We start from the raw sequence: 18676 nt of genomic DNA, 5'->3' as shown, positions 1-18676 counted from the left end.
TCGGCAGCTCGACGACCCACCGGTTCGCGGCGAACTCGGCGGTCCACACGACGTCCAGGTTGAGCACGGTGTAGGCGTCGGACTTGACCTGCGCGTTCTGGACCATCTGCTGGCGCTGGTCGTCCGCGGACTCGGGCAGCTCGGTGATCGTCACCTTCTCGTCGGGGTGGTCGCCGTTCCACTTGTCGACGAGCTTCTGCATGTTGCCCGACGTGTCCTTGCCGGTCGCGAACGTGATCGGTCCGCGGCCTTCGAGCGCCGGCGCGGCACCCCCGCCGCCGCTGTCCCCACCACTGCTGCTGTCATCGCCACATCCCGCCAGGGCGACCGCGGCGACGGCCAGCAAGGCAGCGGTACGCGCCCTTGCTCCTGCACTCATTTCCTACTCCTGTCGATCCGTGACTGCACCGCACCTTGAATTTCCGCCACGTGAACCAAGTGCACAGTCAAGGGCTTCCGGAAAGGGCCCGCGGTGACACCGCGGCACGAACACGCACCGGGCGAAACTCCGCCTGGTGCGGGTCCACCGCCTGAGTCATCCTCGACTCCCTACGCCCGGTCCACTTCGGACCAGGCCTTCGATGCGACTGCACAACCGATCAACGCATGTCGGCACTTGATCGGTTAATGGCGGACTAGCCTGGACCAGCGAAAGCCTTGGCGTCAAGCCCGACCCGGCGCCAAACGCCCGAAGGGAGGCCGTGCGGCCACCGAACAGCCCACCGGCTACAACCTTGATGTCTTTCCGACACCGTCTCGTGGCTTTCCGACACCGGTTCCGGGCCGCGTGCACCCACGTGGGCCCATGATCATCCGAACTATCGCGTGCCGTCCGGTCGACGCCGTCCACATGGGCAACGCATGGTTGCTATTCGGCAACGATGGTGCATCGGCCTCGCCAATAGCGGCCTCGGAGCGGCTCGGCGGCCGGGTACGGCCCGCCTACGGCAGCTTGAAGTGGGCGATCGCGCGCTCGTTGAGGCTGCCGAGGTACACCGTGCCGCCCGCCTCGCGGACGCCGGTGACCATGTGGAAGTCGGGCCGGGTGCCGTGGAAGTCGTGCACGGTCCGGCCGGTGGCGCCGTCCACGGCCCGGGCCCACACGACCCGCTTCTCCTTCACCTGCAACGGCTCGGGCAGCGCCCACACGGCCTTGCGGATGGCCGGGTGCAGCCGGCTGGTGATGTCCAGCGCGGCGACCCGCGGGCTCGCCATGGCGATCCAGATCAGCCCGTCGGAGCCGGTGGCGATGTTGTCCGGGAAGCCCGGCAGGCCGGCCGCGAGGACCTCGGTTCGGCCCTGCCGCTCGCCGGTGAGCACGATCTTGTCCAGCTGGTACGCGCCGGTCTGCGCGACGACCACATAGGACTCGTCCGGGGCGAGCGCCACGCCGTTGGCGAAGTGCAGGCCCTCCGCGACCGTCTCGACGGCGCCGCCGGGGTCGCGGCGCAGGAGCCGCCCGGTGCCGCGGTGCTCGAGCAGGTCGGCCTTCCAGTGCTCCAGGTCGAAGCGGCTGGTGGAGTCGGTGAAGTAGACCGTTCCGTCGGCGGCCACCGCGGCGTTGTTGCATACCCGCAGGTCCGGGCCACGCTCGACGAGGACCTCGATGTCGCCGCTGACCCGCTCGACCAGCAGCAGCCCGCGCCCCGCGTCGCAGACGAGCAGCCGGCCGTCGGGGTGGGACTCGATGCCGAGCGGTCGCCCGCCGGTGTCGGCGATCGTGTCGAGGCGGCGGCCGTCCTCGGTCAGGCGCAGGATGCGGCCGTCCTCGACGCCGGTGAACACGTGGCCGTGGTCGACCAGGACGTCCTCGGTGCCGCGCCCGTTGACCTGGACCACGGTGAGCGGCGGCAACGTGTTCTTCGCCGGCCGGCCGGCGGGCTTGGCCGGCTGCCACACCACCGGGTCGATCGTGGGACGTCGCATAACCCCTGGATACCCGACGGCCGGTGAGCCAGCAACGTCACGGGCTGGGGTCGTAGGCGCCGCCGCCGTACCAGCCCAGTGCCGCCCGCAGCTCCCGCGTCTCGCGGCGGCGGGTGTTCACGCGCCGCTCGTGGCCCACCGGGAAGACGCGGTATCCGCCTGCGTACTCGGTGCCGACGCCCTGCTCCAGGGCGACGTGCGGCCAGACGACCAGCCACGGCCGCCGCCCGTCCTCGACGATCCGGACCCGGGCGAGCTGCGCCCAAGGGAGGACCGTCGTCCGCGCGCCGCGGCCGATCGTGAGCCCGTCCGCGGCGACCTCGAGCCACCGCCGCGGCCGGACGATGATCCACCACATCCGCACGGCCGGCACGGCGAACAACACGAAGAGCACGAAGAACAGGAGGCCGGCGCCCCCGTTCGCGGCCGCGCTGGCCTCCTGGGAGATCGAGAGGCACACGAACGCCCCGATGGTCGCCAGCGCGCCGATGACCAGCGCCGAGAACCGGGAGACCCGGAACACCGCCCGGCTCCCCTGTCCGGGGACGGGCGCCGGTGCGGGGCGTTCGGCGTGCGGTGGGCCCGGCGCGGCGGTACCGGGCGGCGGCGCGCCGATGGCCGGCGCCGGGGTCGCGGCCGGTGGTGCCTCGGTCCTGGTCCGGCCGCCGAACGGCAAGGGCGCGGCGGCCTTCGTGTACGCCTTGGTCGGCGGCCGGGGCGAGGGCCGGCCCAGCTCGGTCTCCTGCTCGGTGACCATGGCGCGCACGGGCCCGGGCAGCCACTCCGCCGCGTCCGGCGTGCCCACCTCCGCGAGCAGGTCCGCCGGCGTGGGCCGCGAGGACGGCGACCGCGCGAGGCAGCGGGCGGCGAGCGGGCGCAGCTCGGCCGGCACCCCGTCCAGGGACGGCTCGGCGTGCACCGCGCGGTACATCAGGGCCGGCGCGTCGCCGGTGCCGAACGGCCCCGACCCGGTGGCCGCGTACACCAGCACCGCGCCCAGGGCGAACACGTCGCTCGCCGGCGTCGCGTCGCGGCCCTCGATCTGCTCCGGCGACAGGAACCCCGGTGTCCCGACGAACATGCCCGTCGCCGTGAGGCCGGTGTTCTCCATGGCCTTCGCGATGCCGAAGTCGATCACCCGCGGGCCGTCCGCGGCGAGCAGCACGTTGGCCGGCTTCAGGTCCCGGTGGACCAGCCCCGCGCCGTGGATCGCCCGCAGCGCCTCCGCGAGCCCGGCCACGAGCCGGCGCGACGCGGGCAGCGGCAGCGGGCCGTGCTCGCCGACGGCCGCGAGCAGGGTCGGGCCGGGCACGTACTCGGTGGCGAGCCACAGGCCGTCCGGATCCACGTCGACGACCGCGGCCGTCCAGAAGCCGCCGACCGCCTGCATCGAGGCGACCTCGTGGCGGAACCGCTCGCGAAACCCGGGGTCGTCGGCGAGCTCGGGCCGCACGACCTTCACCGCGACCGGTCTGCCTCCGGGCGAGCGGGCCAGGTAGACCCGGCCCATCGCGCCGTGCCCGAGCCTGCCGAGCACCGCGTAGTCACCGATCTTCGCGGGATCCGAGGTCCCTGAGGCCTGCACCGCCCGGACGATACCCAAGGGCTCACCGGTAGCTGAGCAGTTCGCGATGTTCGCCCTCGAAGTGGGCGTGCTCGTTGAACGACAGCAGGCTCACGCCGGACCGGCCGCGCACCAGCTTGGTGATGCTCGCGTTCGCCATCGTGCGGTTCAGCGCCAGGTACCCCTCGACCGGCATGTGCAGCAGCCGCGCGCACACCGCGGCGATCACCCCGGCCGAGGTGAACACCAGGGCGGACCGGCCGCGGGGCAGGTCGAACGCGTCGTCGAGCGCGGCCAGCGCGCCGGCCGAGAACGACTCCCACGTGTGCCCGCCCGTCGGCGCGCCACCGGAGATCCACGACCGCAACGCGTCGTCGAGCAACGCCTGGAACCCGCGCGCCGACCCGGACGCGTCCACCGTCTGTCCCGTCGGGACGAGTCCCATGTGGTCGTACTCGTTCCACCGCGCGTCCTCGCGCACCGGGAGGTCGACGCCGGCCGCCGGCAGGCACGCGGCCGCCGTGGCGAGCTGGCGGCGCAACGTCCCCGCCCACACCGCGTGCACCGGCACCGCGCGGCGGCGCAGCTCGTCGCCGAGCACCTTGGACTGCAGCTCACCGGCCGGCGACAGCACGTCGTAGTCGGCGGTGCCGAACGACGCCTGGCCGTGGCGCAGCAGGTAGACCGCCCCCACGTCAGGCCATTCCCGCCCGGCAGCGGTCGAGCAGGTACCCGACGAACCGGTGCAGCTCGGCGAACGCGGGGTTGTGCGTCTGCCCGGCGTGGTAGCGGTAGTAGATCTGCTGCATGATCACCGCGAGCCGGAACGCGCCGAACACCTCGTAGAACGTCCAGTTCCCGGCCGAGAGCCCGGTCCGCTCGCAGTAGTACTCCATGAGCTCGCGGCGGGTCGGCATGCCCGGCAGGTGCGACGGCTGCTTGCGCATCAGCTGCGCCATGTCGTCGTCGTCGGCCTGGGTCCAGTAGGTGAGGCTGCCGGCGAGGTCCATCAGCGGGTCGCCGAGCGTGGCCATCTCCCAGTCCAGCACGCCGAGCACGTCGAGCGACTCGGACAGGACCACGTTGTCGAACCGGAAGTCGTTGTGGATCACGCAGATCGCCACGTCGTCCGGCTGGTTGGCGTCGACCCACGCGATGACGTCCTCGGCCTGCGGCACGTTGGGCGTGCGGGCCCGCCGGTACCTTTGCGACCAGCCGCCGACCTGGCGCGCGACGTAGCCCGCGCCCTTGCCGAGGTCACCGAGGCCGGCGGCGTCGGCGTCGACCTGGTGCAGCTCGATCAGCCGGTCGAACGTGCGGAACGCGAGCGCCCGGGCGTCCTGTTCGGACAGCGTCATGCCCTCGGGCAGGTCGCCGCGCAGGATGATGCCGTCGAGCCGCTCCATCACGTAGAAGTCCGAGCCGAGCACGGCCGGGTCGGTGCACATCGCGAGCACCTCCGGCACGAACGGGTACACCGGGCGCAGCCGGCTCTGCACGCGGTACTCGCGCTGCATGTCGTGCGCGGACTTCGCCTTCTGGCCGGCCGGCGGGCGGCGCAGGATCAGCTCGCGCTCGGCGAAGCGCAGCAGGTAGGTCAGGTTCGACGCGCCGCCCGGGTACTGGCGCACCTCGAGCAGCTCGCCCAGACCGTCCACCTGGGACTTGAGCCACGCGGTCACCGCGGCGGTGTCGAACGCGTCCTCCTCGCGCAGCTCGCCCGGCCGATCGTGCGGTGCGCTCATGACCGGTCCGCCCTCACTTCGCGTTCTCGGCGTAGGGCGCCAGCTCGACGCGGGCCACCAGGTTCAGGTGCACCTCGTCCGGGCCGTCCGCGAGGCGCAGCGCCCGCGCGCCGGCGTACGCGGCCGCGAGCGGGAAGTCCTCGGACACGCCCGCGCCGCCGTGCAGCTGGATGGCCATGTCGATGACCTTCAGCGCCATGTTCGGCACGGCCACCTTGATCTGCGACACCTCGCTGCGCGCGCCCGCCAGCCCCGACGTGTCGAGCAGCCAGGCGGTGTGCAGCACGAGCAGGCGGGCCTGGTTGATCGCGATCCGCGCGTGCGCGATGCGTTCCCGGTTGCCGCCGAGGTTGGCGAGCGGCTTGCCGAACGCGACCCGGCTCGTGGCCCGCGTGCAGGCGAGCTCGAGCGCCCGCTCGGCCAGCCCGATCAGCCGCATGCAGTGGTGGATGCGCCCCGGCCCGAGCCGGCCCTGCGCGATCTCGAAGCCCCGCCCGGGGCCGGCGATCACCGCGGACAGCGGCAGCCGCACGTCGGTGAAGGTGACCTCGCCGTGCCCGTACGGCTCGTCGTGGTGGCCGAACACCGGCAGCATCCGCTCGACCTTCACCCCGTCCGTGCCGATCGGCACCAGCACCATCGAGTGCCGGGCGTGACGCGGCGCCGCCGGATCCGTCAGGCCCATGAAGATGACGAAGCCGCAGTTGGGATGACCGATCCCGGAGCTCCACCACTTCCGTCCGTTGAGGACGATCTCGTCGCCGTCGACGACCGCGGTGGCGGCCATGTTCGTGGCGTCGGAGGAGGCGACCCCGGGCTCGGTCATGCAGAAGGCGGAGCGGATCTCACCGCGCAGCAACGGCGCGAGGAAGCGCTCCTGCTGCTCGGGACTGCCGTACTTCACCAGCACCTCGGCGTTGCCGGTGTCCGGCGCGTTGCAGTTGAAGACCTCGGGCGCGAGGGGCGAGCGACCCATCTGCTCGGCGAGCGGCGCGTACTCGGCGTTGGACAGGCCGGCGCCGCCGTGCTCGGTGTCGGGCAGGAAGAGGTTCCACAGGCCCTGCTCGCGGGCCTTCGCCTTGAGCTCCTCGACGACCGGCAGCACGACCCAGGGATCGCTCGCCGCGCGCAGCGTGCGGTGGTAGTCGGCCTCGACGGGCTCGATCTCCGTCCGGACGAAGTCGCTCACGCGGCGCAGGTAGCCGGCCGCCGTGGCCGAGTGCGAGAAGTCCACGGTTCAGCACCCTAGGCGCAAACCGCCGCCCCCGGGACTGCTCCCGGGGGCGGCGATGCTTTGACCTAGCTCACTCGCGCCGGCTCACGCACCCGTGTACAGCAGCTTGTTCGGGGTGCCCGGGCTGGCGTTGGTGATCTTGTCCGGCGTGGCGGCACCGGTCAGGCCCGCGGCCACGTCGGCCGGGGTGGCCTGCGGGTTCGCCGACAGGAACAGCACCGCGGCGCCGGCCACGTGCGGCGTCGCCATCGACGTGCCGCTGATCGTGTTGGTGCCGGTGTCGCTGTCGTTCCAGGACGAGGTGATGTCCACGCCCGGGGCGTACAGGTCGACGAGCGAACCGAAGTTCGAGAACTCGGCCTGCGCGTCGTTGATGTCCGACGCCGCGACGGTGATGGCCTCCTGGACGCGGGCCGGCGAGAAGCCGGAGGCGTCGGCGGAGGAGTTGCCGGCGGCGATCGCGTAGGTCACGCCGGAGGCGATCGAGTTCTGCACCGCGGTGTCGAGCGCCTGGTCGGCGCCGCCGCCCAGGCTCATGTTCGCCACGGACGGGCCGCTGTGGTTCTGGGTGACCCAGTCGATGCCCGCCACGACCTGCTCGGTCGTGCCGCTGCCGTCGTCACCGAGCACGCGCACCGGCGTGATCGCGACGCCCTTGGCCAGGCCGTACTCGGCGCCACCGATGGTGCCGGCGACGTGGGTGCCGTGGCCGAAGCCGTCGTCCGGGTTGTTGTCGCCGTCGATGGCGTCGAAGCCACCGCTCACGCGGCCACCGAACGTCTGGTGCGTGGCCCGCACACCGGTGTCGATCACGAACGCCGTGACACCCTCACCGTTGTTGGCGGAGGTGTAGGAGTTGTCCAGCGGCAGGTCGCGCTGGTCGACCCGGTCCAGACCCCACGACGGCGGGTTCTGCTGCGTGTCGGACACGGTGAACTTGTGGCTCTGCTGCACGTAGGCGACGTTGCCGTCGGCCGCGAGTTGCTTCGCCTGGGCCTCGGTCGCGGTGATCGAGAAGCCCTTCAGAGCGGACGTGTACTTGTAGCCGACCTTGGCGCCGTACCTGACGGCCAGGCTGTCGGCCTTCGTGCTGATGGCCTTCGTGGAGACGGCCTGGCTGTCCTTCAGCACCACGATGTAGTGACCGGCAACCGCGTTCGCGGTGCCCGCCATGCGGATCTGGCCCTCCTGCGCTTGCGCTGGCATCGCGACGACGGCCGCGGCGGTCGCCACGGCAGCCACGAAACCCGCACCGGCCAACAGCCGGCCCCGACTAATGCGCGTCATGTCAGATTTGACCCTTCCTGTCCCCGACCAATGTGGACAGTGGCGTCGCATTTACTGCCCCGTGAATGAATCCACACGCCCCTGTCCCTATTGATATGCAACCTCTCAGCACAAAGAATGAGCAATGCTTGCCAGTTGCCACTACTAAGCCGAACAGCCTAATAGGCGTAGTGCACACGGCGGCATGGTGAAACTGTTCACACAAGCGGCTCGGCGGCATTTCGACATTTGTTACCGACCAGTACACCAGCTGGTAACTTGGGGCCTGAGCTGTGTAGATGACGCACAGAAACCAGCTGAACACCCGCTAATGGCAATTTGCGATGACAAAACCGCGTTCGCGCGAATGCCTGTTCGCAGGAATACAAATTCGATACAGCGGAATTCGAGTTCAGGGCCGCGGAAACGCGAATCCCCAACTATGGGGCCTTGCATTCGCCTAATTCGTGTGATAATGGCGTGTCAGCCCAGCTCGGCGAGCTTGTCCTTGAGGATCTTGCCGGTGGCATTGCGTGGCAGCTCGTCGGCGAACACGACGTCCCGCGGGACCTTGTAGCGCGCGAGGTTGGCCCGCACGTGCGCGCGGATCGCGTCGGCGTCGAGCGTTGCGCCGGGGCGAGTGACCACATAGGCCTTGAGCCGCTGGCCGAAGTCGTCGTCCGGCACACCCAGGACGCTGACCTCGGCCACCCCGTCGTGCTCGAGGATCGTGTTCTCGACCTCGCCGGGGAAGACGTTCTCGCCACCGGAGACGATCATGTCGTCGTCCCGGCCGTCGATGAACAGCCGGCCCTGCTCGTCGAAGTGGCCGACGTCCCCGCTCGCGAGCAGGCCGTCGATCACGTCCTTCTGGCGGCCGTCGGTGTAGCCCTCGAAGCTCAGGATGCTGCCGACGAACACGCGGCCCACGGTGCCCGGCTGCCGGATCCGCCTGCCCTCGTCGTCGTAGAGCGCGACCCGGCAGCCGACCGGCGCGCGGCCGACCGTGCCGGGTGCCTCGCGCCAGTCCTGCGGGGTGGCCACGGTGGCCACCGCGACCTCGGTGGAGCCGTACAGGTTGTGCACGACGTCGCCGAAGAGCTCGGTGGCCCGGTTGCCCAGCTCGGGCGAGAGCGCGGAGCCGGCCACGAAGACGATCCGCAGCGACGACGTGTCGTACCTGCCGATCACGTCCGGCCCGAGGTCGACGATGCGCCGCAGCATGGTCGGCACCATCACGAGCGCGGTGGCCTTGTTGTCCTGCACCGCGCGCAGCGTCTCCTCGGGGTCGAACTTGCGGCGCAGCACGACGGTCGAGCCGAGCGCGAACGACAGCAGGAACTGGGACAGGCCGGTGCCGTGGAACAGCGGCGCGGCGAGCATCGTGGCTTCGCCGACCCGCAACGGGATGCGGTCGAGGAACTGGGCGGCGGCGAGCGGCGAGCGGACCGTGCGCGGCGCGCCCTTCGGGGTGCCGGTCGTGCCGCTGGTGAGCAGGATCAGCCCGCCCGGCTCCGGCGGCGCGGGGACGGCGCGGTCCTCGGTGCTGGTGATCAGCTCGTCGAGGGTCGGATGGCGCGGCGTCGAGCCCTCGTCGACCCAGGCGAGCAAGCGCGGCAGGTCGTCGTCGAGGGCGTTGACGAGCTCGCTGAACTCCTCGTCGTAGACGACGGCGGAGACCTTCTCCCGGCGCGCGACGTCGACCAGCTGCGGCTTGGCGAAGCCGGTGTTCATCAGCAGCAGCCGCGCGCCGAGCTTGCCGGCGGCGATCATCGTGTCCACCGCGCCGCGGTGGTCGCGTGCGAGCAGGGCGATCACGGAGTCCGCGGTGAGCCCCTTGTCGGCGAACGCCCTGGCCAGCGCGTTGGAGCGGGTGTCGAGCTGGTGGTAGGTGAGCGGGCCGAGCTCGTCGACGAGGCCGACGGCCTGCTGGTCGCGGCGCGCGGCGACGTGGGCCGCGCCGGCGATCGGGCCGAGCCGGCGGAGGGTCAGCAGGGCACGCAGGGCGCGGTCGGGGCGGCCGAGCGGCACGAGGCCGGACCGGCGGATGACGTAGAGGCCACGCGCCATCGTCGGCACCTGCGTGGCGGCTTCCCAGGCCTTGCCCAGTGCGCTGTCCAACAAAGCCGGACCTCCTCGAGCCCACGTTTCCCCGAACCTACTTGCTGGTTAACTAACGGTCCACCACAGGACTGTCGGTGGCGTCCCGCAGAATGCGGACGTGCAGGTCGTGGCGGTGCCCGAAGCGGACGGGGCCGGCCGGGTGCGAATGCTCCCGGACGGCGCCGAGCCGGGCGCGCCCGAAAAGGTCGACGACCTGGCGGGATGGATGGCCGCCACCGAGGCCGCGCACGCACCGCGCTGGGTGCTGCCCGTGGCCGGGGCCGTGTACCCCGGCCTGCTCGAGGCCGGCGTGCGGTTGTCGCGGTGTCACGACCTCTATCTCACCGAGGCGATCCTGCTCGCGCACGCCGGCGAGCCCGGCCGGCCGCGCAACCTCGCCGCGGCCTGGGCCCGGCTGCACGAGCTGGCGGAGCCCGCCGACCCACCGCCGGCGGACCGTACCGAGCAGCCGGCCCTGTTCGAGGCCGCCCGCGAGCCGCTGCCGGCGGGCGCCGACCCGCTGGACGCGGCGGTGGCGGTGTACGCCGACCAGCAGCGCCGGATCGCGGCGGTGCCGTCGCCGGACCGGATGCGGCTGCTGGTCGCCGCGGAGTCGGCGGGCGCGCTGGCGGCCGCGGAGATGCGCCACCACGGGCTGCCGTGGCGTGCCGACGTGCACCTGGAGCTGCTGGCGTCCCTGCTCGGGCCGCGGCCGGCGCCGGGTGCGCGGCCGCGGGTGCTGGCCGGCCTGGCGGAGGAGATCACGGCGGCGTTCGGGCTGGTCGGGGCGCCGGAGTCGCGGCAGGTGAACCCGGACAACCCGGCGAGCGTGGTGCGGGCGTTCGCGCGGGCGGGCATCGACGTGCCGTCGTCGCGGGCGCACGTGCTGAAGGAGGTCGACCATCCGGCCGTGGAGCCGCTGCTGCGGTACAAGGAGCTGCAGCGGCTGTGGGTGGCGAACGGCTGGTCGTGGCTCGACGCGTGGGTGCACGGTGGCCGGTTCCGGCCGGAGTACGTGGTGGGTGGCGTGGTCTCGGGCCGCTGGGCGACGCGCGGTGGTGCGGCGCTGCAGCTGCCGCGCGCGCTGCGCACGGCCGTGCGGGCCGACCCGGGCTGGAAGCTGGTGGTGGCCGACGCCGCGCAGCTGGAGCCCCGGGTGCTGGGCGCCCTGTCCGGCGACCGCGCGTTCGCGGCGGTCTCGGCGACGTCCGACCTGTACACGACGCTGGCCGCGGACGCCTTCGAGGGCAACCGCGAGCACGCGAAGCGAGCCATGCTGTCGGCGATGTACGGCGGCACGGCGGGTGGTGCCGGGCCGTTGCTGGCGAGGCTGCGCAAGCGTTTCCCGCAGGCGGTGGACTACGTGGAGCAGGCGGCGCGGGCCGGCGAGGAGGGCCGCATCGTCCGCTCGCGGCTGGGCCGCACGAGCCCGCCCCCGAGCGAGGCGTGGCGGTCGCTGATGGGCTCGACGGACCCCGGCACGGAGCGCCGGTCGCGCGAGGCGGCCCGCAACTGGGGCCGGTTCACGAGGAACTTCGTGGTGCAGGCGAGCGCGTCGGACTGGGCGCTGACCGTGCTGGCCACGCTGCGCCGCCGGCTGGCGGACACGGACGCCCAGCTGGTCTTCTTCCAGCACGACGAGGTCCTGGTCCACTGCCCCGAGGCCACCGCTTCCCTCGTGGAGGCAGCGGTGACGGCGTCGGCTGCGGAGGCGAGCAGCCTGGTCTTCGGCGACACCTCCGTGCGGTTCCCGCTACAAGCGGCCACAGTGGACTGTTACGCGGACGCGAAGTAAAGGAACCGGCGGCCCGAACGGACGCCGTGGCGATCAACAGCGCCGCACGGACTCCGCGGACAGCTCCGCCGGCGTCCGGTGCCCGGACAGCCCGAGCGTCAGGTCGAAGTCGGCCAGCAGCGACCGAACCGCGTGCCGGACCCCGTCCTGCCCGCCCAGGGCGAGCCCGTAGGCGAACAGCCGCCCGACCAGCACCGCGTCCGCCCCGAGCGCCACGGCCTTGAGGACATCGGCCCCGGTACGGATCCCCGAGTCGAAGAGAACGGCGACCCGATCGCCCACCGCCGCCGCGATCTCCGGCAGCACGTCGAGCGAGGCAACGGCTCCGTCCACCTGCCGCCCACCGTGGTTCGACACGACGACGCCGTCCATGCCCGCGTCACACGCGCGGCGCGCGTCGTCGACGTGCTGGATGCCCTTCAGGACGATCGGCCCGTCCCAGTGCTCGCGCAGGAACGGCAGCTGGTCCCACCGCTTGTCCGTACCCGTGAACGTCGGGATCCACTTCAGGATCGCCGACTGCGGGTCCTCCTCCGGCGACTTCTCCAGCCCCGCGCGGAAAGCCGGGTCGGAGAACGGGATCGCCGTGCCGATGCCGCGGATGAACGGCAGGTACGACTGGTCGAGGTCCACCGTGCGCCACGCGAGCGTCCACGTGTCGAGCGTCAGGACCAGCGTGGTGAAGCCGGCCGCCTTCGCGCGCGACAGGATGCTGATCGTCACGTCGTTGTCGTTGGGCCAGTACAGCTGGAACCACCGCGGACCGTCCCCATTGGACCCCGTATTCGCCGCCGCGACGTCCTCGATCGGGTACGACGAGGCCGTCGAGAGGATCATCGGCACGCCGAGCTCGGCCGCGGCCCGCGCGGTGGCGAGCTCACCGTCGGGGTGGACGATCGACTGGACACCCACCGGCGCGAGCAGCACCGGCGCCGGCATTTCGGTGCCGAGCACGGTGGTCGACAGGTCCCGCTTGGTCGCGTCGGTCAGCATCCGCGGCACGATCCGCCACCGGTCGAACGCCTCCCGGTTCGCCCTCACGGTCGCCCCGGATCCGGCACCCCCGGCCACGTACCCGAACGGCCCCGGCTCCAGCCGCTCCCGCGCGGCGTCCGCCAACCGCGTGCCGTCCGTGGTGAACATCGGCACCTGGTCGGCGAGCCCTTGCAGGTAGATCTCGTTCTGGTACGAACCCCACTGAACAGCCACGTCGCCGCTCCCAACCGTGCCGTCTGACTCGTCGTCCGATCGGGCCTCATCTTGCCTGCTCGCCGGCTCGCGGGCGGCGCCGGTCGCACCGCGCGGCCTGGCCGTTGACGATTGGCTGCGTGTGGTCGCTGCCTTAAGGGGGTGCAGAGGCGGGCAAGCTGACCGTCGGGTCCCCGCACCCGGCGATCGCTGCCGCGAAGGTCAGCTCCGGGGGCCGAACTGCTGCTGCGGGCCCTGCGGGCCGAAGGAGGCCGGCGGGGTGCCGTTCGGCGACTGGGGATAGTCCTGCGGCGGGCCGTACTGCTGCGGCATGGCCGCCTGCCCGTACGGCTGCGGCTGGCCGTAGGGCTGCGGGCCCGACGGCGGGCCGAACGCCTGCGGGCCACCGGGCGCGACCGGCTGCGCGCCGGGGGGCGGGCCGAACGCGGCGGGGTCGCCGGGCCGGCCGTACGGCTGCGGCTGGCCGTGGCCGGGCCGCGGCTGCCCCGCCCCGGACTCCTCCCTGCCGAACATGATGCCGACGATGATCAGCAGCAACCCGACACCGCCGACCGACAGGCCGAGTACGGGCTGGTAGGGGTCCGTCCACACGAGCCAGCGGAACTGCACCGACGTGAAGTGCATGATCGCTGAGCCGAACCCGAAGAAGCAGAGGATCAAGCCGAACCGAATCATGGTCGTCACCTAGAAGAGCGGGGGCAGGGACATCCGGAACCGACGCACCCGACCCCGACTCGGTTCCCGGCGCGGGCACGCTACCCGTCGTCGGAGAAGACGCGCCACATTCCGAGCGAAGTGTTCGCAACAGCGACCGTCGCGAGCACCAAAGCCAGCAACAGCACCAACCACGGCCCCGATCCCAGCGCGGCGAGCACCGTCCACACGAGCAGCAACAGCACGGACACGCCGAGCAACACCGCGCCGACGACGACCCGTGGCTCCCCTGTGGACAGCGCCCGCCGCGCCCGCGCCGGCAGGCCCAGCCAGCCGCGCACCACCAGCGCCGCGACGAACAACGCGATGCCCAGCCCGACCCACGCCAGCAGCCCGTTCGGCCCCGGCCGCCCGGCGAGCAGCAGCACGAGCGTGCCGGCCGCCTGCCACAGCGCCGCCCGGCGCACCGCGAGGTAGGCCTCCACCCGTTCCGCCCGGCCGAAGCGCGGCGTCACCGGCGCCCGGGCGGAACGACGCTGCTCGGCCGGCCGCTCCGGCGGCCGCCGCGCGAGCCGGGCCACCTTCGCGAGCACGTCCCCGTTGTCCGGGTCCAGCGACAGCGCCGCCCGGTACGCGCGGTCGGCCTCGAGCCAGTCGTGCACCGCCACGGCCGCGTCGCCGAGCACCTCGTGCGCCCGGGCCTCCTCCGGTGCGAGCGCCACCGCCGTCCGCGCGACCCGCATCGCCTCCGCCGGCGTCTCGTGGACCAGCGCCTCCGCGAGCGTCACGTGCCCGCGCCAGTCCGCCGCGTCCCGGCGCACCGCCTCGCGCGCGGACACCACCGCCTCCGGGTACCGGTGCAGCTCGAGCAGCGCGAGGCTCGCCAGCCGGTGCCCCCAGGACCGCTCCCCCAGCGTCATCGCCCGCTTCGCCGACTCCAGCGAGTCGGCCGGCGCGCCCGCGTCCAGCTGCGCGGCCGACAGCCGGCACCACGCGGCGGAATGGTCCGGATAGCGCGCCAGGGCCGGGCGCAGCACGGCGATCGCCGACTCCGGCCTGCCTTCCGCGGTCAGGCGCGCGGCCTGGAGCAGCACCGAGTCGATCGATCCGCCCGGATCCGCCATGCGCCCTCCCGCGGGGCCTACCCCACGAGGCTCGCGAGGTCCCCGTCCGCGAGCTTCGTCCTGTCCACTCTGATGTCACCGTCCACCAGGGCGGACAGCGCATCGCCGTCATCCCACATGTTCACATTCAGCGCCCCCCGAACCTCGTCGCCACGCACCCAGAACGCGATGAACTCGCGCGCCCTGAGATCCCCGCGCACCACCAGCTCGTCGGCCATGGGGTCGGCGATGCCGCGGAACTCCAGGCCGAGGTCGTACTGGTCGGAGAAGAAGTACGGGCTCGCGGTGTAGGGCTCGGCGCCGCCGAGGAGGTTCCCGGCGACGTGCGCTCCCTGGTCCTTCGCCGTCGCCCAGTGCTCGACCCGCACGCGGTGGCCGTACCGCGGATGGGCGTGCGCCGCGATGTCACCCGCCGCGTACACGTCCGGCGCGGAGGTGCGCAGGCACTCGTCCACGTCGAGCCCGCCGCCCGACACGGCGCCCGCGAGCTCGAGGCCGGCCGCGTGCGCGAGCTCCACCCGCGGCGCCGCGCCGACCGCGACCACGGTGACGTCGGAGGGCAGCTCGCTGCCGTCGTCGAGGCTGACGCCGGTCACCCGGCCGGCCTCGTCGCCGGTGAAGCCGAAGACGCCGACGCCGAGCTTCCAGGTCACGCCCTCCTCGGCGTGCAGGTCGTGGAACACCTCCGCGATCGTGTCACCGAGGATCCGGTACAGCGGCAGCGGCATCGGCTCGACCACGGTCACCTCGCAGCCGTTGCGGCGTGCGGCCGCGGCGACCTCGCAGCCGATCCACCCGGCGCCGACGATCACCACGCGGCGGCCGGCGTCGAGTTCGGCCCGCAGTGCGCGCGCGTCGTCGAGCGTGCGCAACAGGTGCAGCCCGTCGAGGTGCACGCCGGTCATGACCGGGCGGCGCGGCTGCGAGCCCGTGGCCAGCAGCAACCGGTCGAACGGGTGGTGAGTCCCGTCCTCGCTCACGACCTCGTGGGCGGCCAGCCGGATCTCGCTCACCACGGTCGACAGGCGCAGCTCGATGTCCCGCCGCGCGTAGGTGTCCTCGTCGTGCACCCAGTCCGGCTCGTCGGTCTGGCCGAGGAGGATGCCCTTCGACAGCGCGGGCAGCTCGTAGGGCCGGTGTGCCTCCTGTCCCAGCATCAGCACCTCGCCCGTGTACCCCTTGTCACGCAGTGCACCCGCGGCCGTGGCGCCGGCCAGACCGGTACCGACGATCACGATGCGACGAGGTTCGCCCATTTGTGATCAAGCCCTTCGAGGAATCGGAGAAACGGCGGCACGCTCGCGGCGGGCGGGCGTCATCCTGGTGAGCATCGCGAGCGAGCGAGACCGCCGCAACGGCCGGAGGATGGAAAGTGCGCAACCACAAGGAGTGGTCGATCGTGTGTCGCGACGTCGCCGGCCGGCGGCGCGACCTGACCGAGTTCGTCGGCAGGGGCGGGTCGTGCTGGTAGCGCCGCCGGGCGAGACCGCGGTCCTCCTCCCGCTGGACGTCGGCAGGCTGCGCGCCGCGCTCCGCGACGCCGTGGTCGATGCGTCCAGGAAGACCGGCTGCTGACCGCTCAGATGCCCGGCCACGTGTGCACGGGCTCGTTCGTGTGCATGTGCGTGGCGTAGCGCCTGGTCATCTCGCGCAGCGCCTGCTCGCGGTTCACCGATGTCGTCTGCTCCAGCGAGTGGACCGTGTCCACCTGCCAGGTCGCGCCGTTGCGCCCGCTGATGCAGCGCTGCTCGATGATGCCCAGCAGCCGGTCGCGGTCGTCGGGGGCCACGCCCCACGCGTCGAGACCGTCGTGGGCGAGCGGCAGCAGCCTGCGCAGCACGAGCTCGGTCACCGGGACCTCGCCGATGCCGGGCCAGTAGATCCGCGCACCGATGCCGTCGCGGGCCGCGACGTGGAAGTTCTCCTCGGCCGCCGAGAAGCTCATCTGGCTCCACAGTGGACGATCCTGGTCGGCCAGCGCGCGGACGAGGCCGAAGTACAGCGCCGCGTTCGCCATCACGTCCACCACGGTCGGGCCCGCGGGCAGCACGCGGTTCTCCACCCGCAGGTGGGGGCTGTCCTCGACCACGTCGTAGATCGGCCGGTTCCAGCGGTAGATCGTGCCGTTGTGCAGGCGCAGCTCGCCCAGCTGCGGCGTCCTGCCGCGGGCGAGGACCTCGGCGGGGTCCTCGTCGTCGCACAGCGGCAGCAGCGCCGAGTAGTACCGCACGTTCTCCTCGAACAGGTCGAAGATCGACGTGATCCACCGGTCGCCGAACCACACCCGCGGCCGCACGCCCTGCGCCTTGAGCTCGTCCGGCCGGGTGTCCGTGGCCTGCTCGAACAGCACGATCCGGCTCTCGGCCCACAGCTGCTTGCCGTACAGGTACGGCGAGTTCGCGCCCAACGCCACCTGCACGCCGGCGATGACCTGGCTCGCGTTCCAGAACTGCGCGAACGTCTCCGGGGCGACCTGCAGGTGGTATTGCACGCTCGTGCACGCGCTCTCCGGCGCGATGGTGTCGGCCTGGGTGATCAGCCGCTCGGCTCCGGAGATGTTGATCTCCAGGTCCTCGCCGCGGGCGGCGAAGATCTGCTCCTCGAGCAGCTTGTAGCGGTCGTTCGAGGACAGCGTCTCCGCGTTCATGTGCTCGTGGCGCAGCGTGGGCAGGATGCCGATCATCACGATGTGCGCGTCGATGGAGTTCGCCTTGCCCTCGGCGGCGTTCAGGCTCGCGCGGACGTTGTCCTCGAACCCGGCGAGCCCGTCCGGTCCCAGCTCGCGCGGCGGCAGGTTGATCTCGATGTTGAAGCGGCCGAGCTCGGTCTGGAAGGCCGGGTCGGCGATCGCGTCCAGGACGTCCGCGTTGCGCATCGCCGGGTCGCCCGCCTCGTCGACGAGGTTCAGCTCGACCTCGAGCCCGGACATGGGCCGGTCGGTGTCGAACCGCGACTCGGCCAGCATCTGCGCGAAGACGTCCAGGCACTGGCGGACCTTCTGGCGGAATCGCTGCCGGTCGGCCCGGGTGAACTCGGTTCTGACGACATCCTTGCCCATCGGCCTCGCCTCGCCTCCGGTTCCGAGATCAAACCAGCGTACCCGGGCTAAGCTCCGTCGCGTGACGGACAACTTGGTGTGGATCGACTGCGAGATGACGGGGCTCGACCTGGGCAAGGACGCCCTGATCGAGATCGCGGTTCTCGTCACCGACTCCGAGCTGAACATCCTCGACGACGGAGTAGACCTGGTGATCCACGCCGACGACGCCGCCCTGGACGCCATGCCCGACGTCGTGCGCGAGATGCACGCCAAGTCCGGACTCACCGAGGCGGTCCGCGCGTCGACCGTCACCCTGGCGGAGGCCGAGCGCCAGGTGCTCGACTACGTGCGCCGCCACATCCCGGAGCCCCGCACGGCACCGCTGTGCGGCAACTCCATCGCGACGGACCGCGGCTTCATCGCGCGGGACATGCCGTCGCTGGACGCGCACCTGCACTACCGGATGGTGGACGTCTCGTCGATCAAGGAACTGTGCCGGCGCTGGTACCCGCGGATCTACTACGCGCAGCCCGACAAGGGCCTGGCGCACCGCGCGCTGGCCGACATCCGCGAGTCGATCCGCGAGCTCATCTACTACCGCGGCACGGCGTTCGTCCCACCCCCCGGCCCCACCAGCGACCAGGCAAAAGCCGTCGCGGACGCCGTCCTGGGCGCGGACCAGCCCCTCGAACCGTAACCGTTTGCCAACCGGTCGGCGGCGCACGTTACGATGACACCCGCCGCCCACTAGTGGCGGCAATGGTGGGTGTAGCTCAGCTGGTAGAGCACCTGGTTGTGGTCCAGGATGTCGCGGGTTCAAGTCCCGTCACTCACCCTCGGCGACGCGTGTTCGGTGGTCCGTTCGGGCCACCTTCCCGCTTTTGGGTTTCGTCCTTTGTTCTGGGGGGCGACCCCCCAGACCCCACGGTGCGGGATCTGCTGACCCAGCGTGGTTACTTTGGGCGCTACCAGCGCCAGGGACGCTCCGGCCCCAGCCTCCCTACGGTGCCCGATTC

General features: G+C 72.0%; 14 protein-coding genes, 1 tRNA gene and 2 pseudogenes. 4 read left to right on the top strand and 13 right to left on the bottom strand.

Annotated elements, in window-relative coordinates; all coding sequences use genetic code 11:
- From VH969_RS03345 to VH969_RS03310, 8 genes and pseudogenes are all read right to left on the bottom strand, one after another.
- Positions 1–379: pseudogene (locus VH969_RS03345) on the bottom strand (ABC transporter substrate-binding protein); the annotation flags it as partial.
- 563 nt (positions 380–942) lie between these two features.
- Positions 943–1926 (bottom strand): SMP-30/gluconolactonase/LRE family protein, encoded by a 984-nt coding sequence (locus tag VH969_RS03340; RefSeq protein ID WP_331970129.1) that lies wholly within the window; start codon positions 1924–1926, stop codon positions 943–945.
- A gap of 37 nt (positions 1927–1963) precedes the next feature.
- Entirely contained in the window at positions 1964–3511 is a 1548-nt protein-coding gene (locus tag VH969_RS03335; protein ID WP_331970126.1) for a serine/threonine-protein kinase, read from the bottom strand.
- 22 nt (positions 3512–3533) lie between these two features.
- On the bottom strand, positions 3534–4184 hold the full coding sequence (locus VH969_RS03330; RefSeq protein ID WP_331970122.1) for a histidine phosphatase family protein: 651 nt from the start codon (positions 4182–4184) through the stop codon (positions 3534–3536).
- 1 nt (position 4185) lies between these two features.
- The gene (locus tag VH969_RS03325; RefSeq protein WP_331970119.1) at positions 4186–5235 is read right to left on the bottom strand and encodes a phosphotransferase family protein; all 1050 of its coding nucleotides are present in this window, start codon (positions 5233–5235) and stop codon (positions 4186–4188) included.
- A gap of 13 nt (positions 5236–5248) precedes the next feature.
- A complete protein-coding gene (locus tag VH969_RS03320; protein WP_331970116.1) occupies positions 5249–6469 on the bottom strand; it encodes an acyl-CoA dehydrogenase family protein in 1221 nt (406 codons plus the stop codon).
- An 84-nt stretch (positions 6470–6553) separates the two neighbouring features.
- Positions 6554–7756 carry a S8 family peptidase gene (locus VH969_RS03315; protein ID WP_331970113.1) on the bottom strand — a complete coding sequence of 401 codons (1203 nt, stop codon included), beginning with the start codon at positions 7754–7756 and terminating at the stop codon, positions 6554–6556.
- Between the two features lie 462 nt (positions 7757–8218).
- A complete protein-coding gene (locus tag VH969_RS03310) occupies positions 8219–9805 on the bottom strand; it encodes an acyl-CoA synthetase (RefSeq protein WP_331970132.1) in 1587 nt (528 codons plus the stop codon).
- 151 nt (positions 9806–9956) lie between these two features.
- Here VH969_RS03310 and VH969_RS03305 point away from each other — a divergent pair, with 151 nt between their 5' ends.
- Positions 9957–11633, top strand: coding sequence for a bifunctional 3'-5' exonuclease/DNA polymerase (locus VH969_RS03305; protein ID WP_331970110.1), 1677 nt, complete (start codon positions 9957–9959; stop codon positions 11631–11633).
- A gap of 33 nt (positions 11634–11666) precedes the next feature.
- Here the strand turns inward: VH969_RS03305 and VH969_RS03300 are convergent, their stop codons facing one another.
- The 4 genes from VH969_RS03300 to VH969_RS03285 form a co-directional block, all read right to left on the bottom strand.
- A complete protein-coding gene (locus VH969_RS03300) occupies positions 11667–12842 on the bottom strand; it encodes a lactate 2-monooxygenase (RefSeq protein WP_331970106.1) in 1176 nt (391 codons plus the stop codon).
- A 201-nt stretch (positions 12843–13043) separates the two neighbouring features.
- Entirely contained in the window at positions 13044–13517 is a 474-nt protein-coding gene (locus VH969_RS03295; RefSeq protein WP_331970103.1) for a hypothetical protein, read from the bottom strand.
- Positions 13518–13597: 80 nt separating this feature from the next.
- Entirely contained in the window at positions 13598–14620 is a 1023-nt protein-coding gene (locus VH969_RS03290; protein WP_331970100.1) for a tetratricopeptide repeat protein, read from the bottom strand.
- 17 nt (positions 14621–14637) lie between these two features.
- Entirely contained in the window at positions 14638–15876 is a 1239-nt protein-coding gene (locus tag VH969_RS03285; protein WP_331970097.1) for an NAD(P)/FAD-dependent oxidoreductase, read from the bottom strand.
- Between the two features lie 116 nt (positions 15877–15992).
- Between VH969_RS03285 and VH969_RS03280 the strand changes: the two are divergent.
- A pseudogene (locus VH969_RS03280) lies at positions 15993–16195 on the top strand (hypothetical protein).
- Between the two features lie 4 nt (positions 16196–16199).
- Here VH969_RS03280 and VH969_RS03275 read toward each other — a convergent pair.
- Entirely contained in the window at positions 16200–17678 is a 1479-nt protein-coding gene (locus tag VH969_RS03275; protein WP_331970094.1) for a glutamate-cysteine ligase family protein, read from the bottom strand.
- Between the two features lie 61 nt (positions 17679–17739).
- On the opposite strand from VH969_RS03275, the gene orn reads away from it, so the two are divergent.
- Together orn and VH969_RS03265 are read left to right on the top strand one after the other, a co-directional pair.
- The gene (gene orn, locus VH969_RS03270) at positions 17740–18357 is read left to right on the top strand and encodes an oligoribonuclease (RefSeq protein WP_331970091.1); all 618 of its coding nucleotides are present in this window, start codon (positions 17740–17742) and stop codon (positions 18355–18357) included.
- Positions 18358–18422: 65 nt separating this feature from the next.
- Positions 18423–18495: transfer RNA gene (locus VH969_RS03265), tRNA-His, on the top strand.
- Positions 18496–18676 lie beyond the last annotated feature (181 nt).

The organism is Actinophytocola sp., from assembly GCF_036555685.1.
Taxonomy (GTDB): Bacteria; Actinomycetota; Actinomycetes; order Mycobacteriales; family Pseudonocardiaceae; genus Actinophytocola.
The sequence above is the reverse complement of the archived record's forward strand: the minus strand, read 5'-3'. Positions and strand labels throughout refer to the sequence as shown.

Bases quoted from the DNA above. Each gene is read 5' to 3' on its own strand.
- VH969_RS03290 (WP_331970100.1), bottom strand. From the start codon at position 14,620: ATGGCGGATCCGGGCGGATCGATCGACTCGGTGCTGCTCCAGGCCGCG.
- VH969_RS03325 (WP_331970119.1), bottom strand. From the start codon at position 5,235: ATGAGCGCACCGCACGATCGGCCGGGCGAGCTGCGCGAGGAGGACGCG.
- VH969_RS03295 (WP_331970103.1), bottom strand. From the start codon at position 13,517: ATGATTCGGTTCGGCTTGATCCTCTGCTTCTTCGGGTTCGGCTCAGCG.
- VH969_RS03340 (WP_331970129.1), bottom strand. From the start codon at position 1,926: ATGCGACGTCCCACGATCGACCCGGTGGTGTGGCAGCCGGCCAAGCCC.
- VH969_RS03315 (WP_331970113.1), bottom strand. From the start codon at position 7,756: ATGACGCGCATTAGTCGGGGCCGGCTGTTGGCCGGTGCGGGTTTCGTG.
- VH969_RS03275 (WP_331970094.1), bottom strand. From the start codon at position 17,678: ATGGGCAAGGATGTCGTCAGAACCGAGTTCACCCGGGCCGACCGGCAG.
- VH969_RS03310 (WP_331970132.1), bottom strand. From the start codon at position 9,805: ATGGCGCGTGGCCTCTACGTCATCCGCCGGTCCGGCCTCGTGCCGCTC.
- VH969_RS03285 (WP_331970097.1), bottom strand. From the start codon at position 15,876: ATGGGCGAACCTCGTCGCATCGTGATCGTCGGTACCGGTCTGGCCGGC.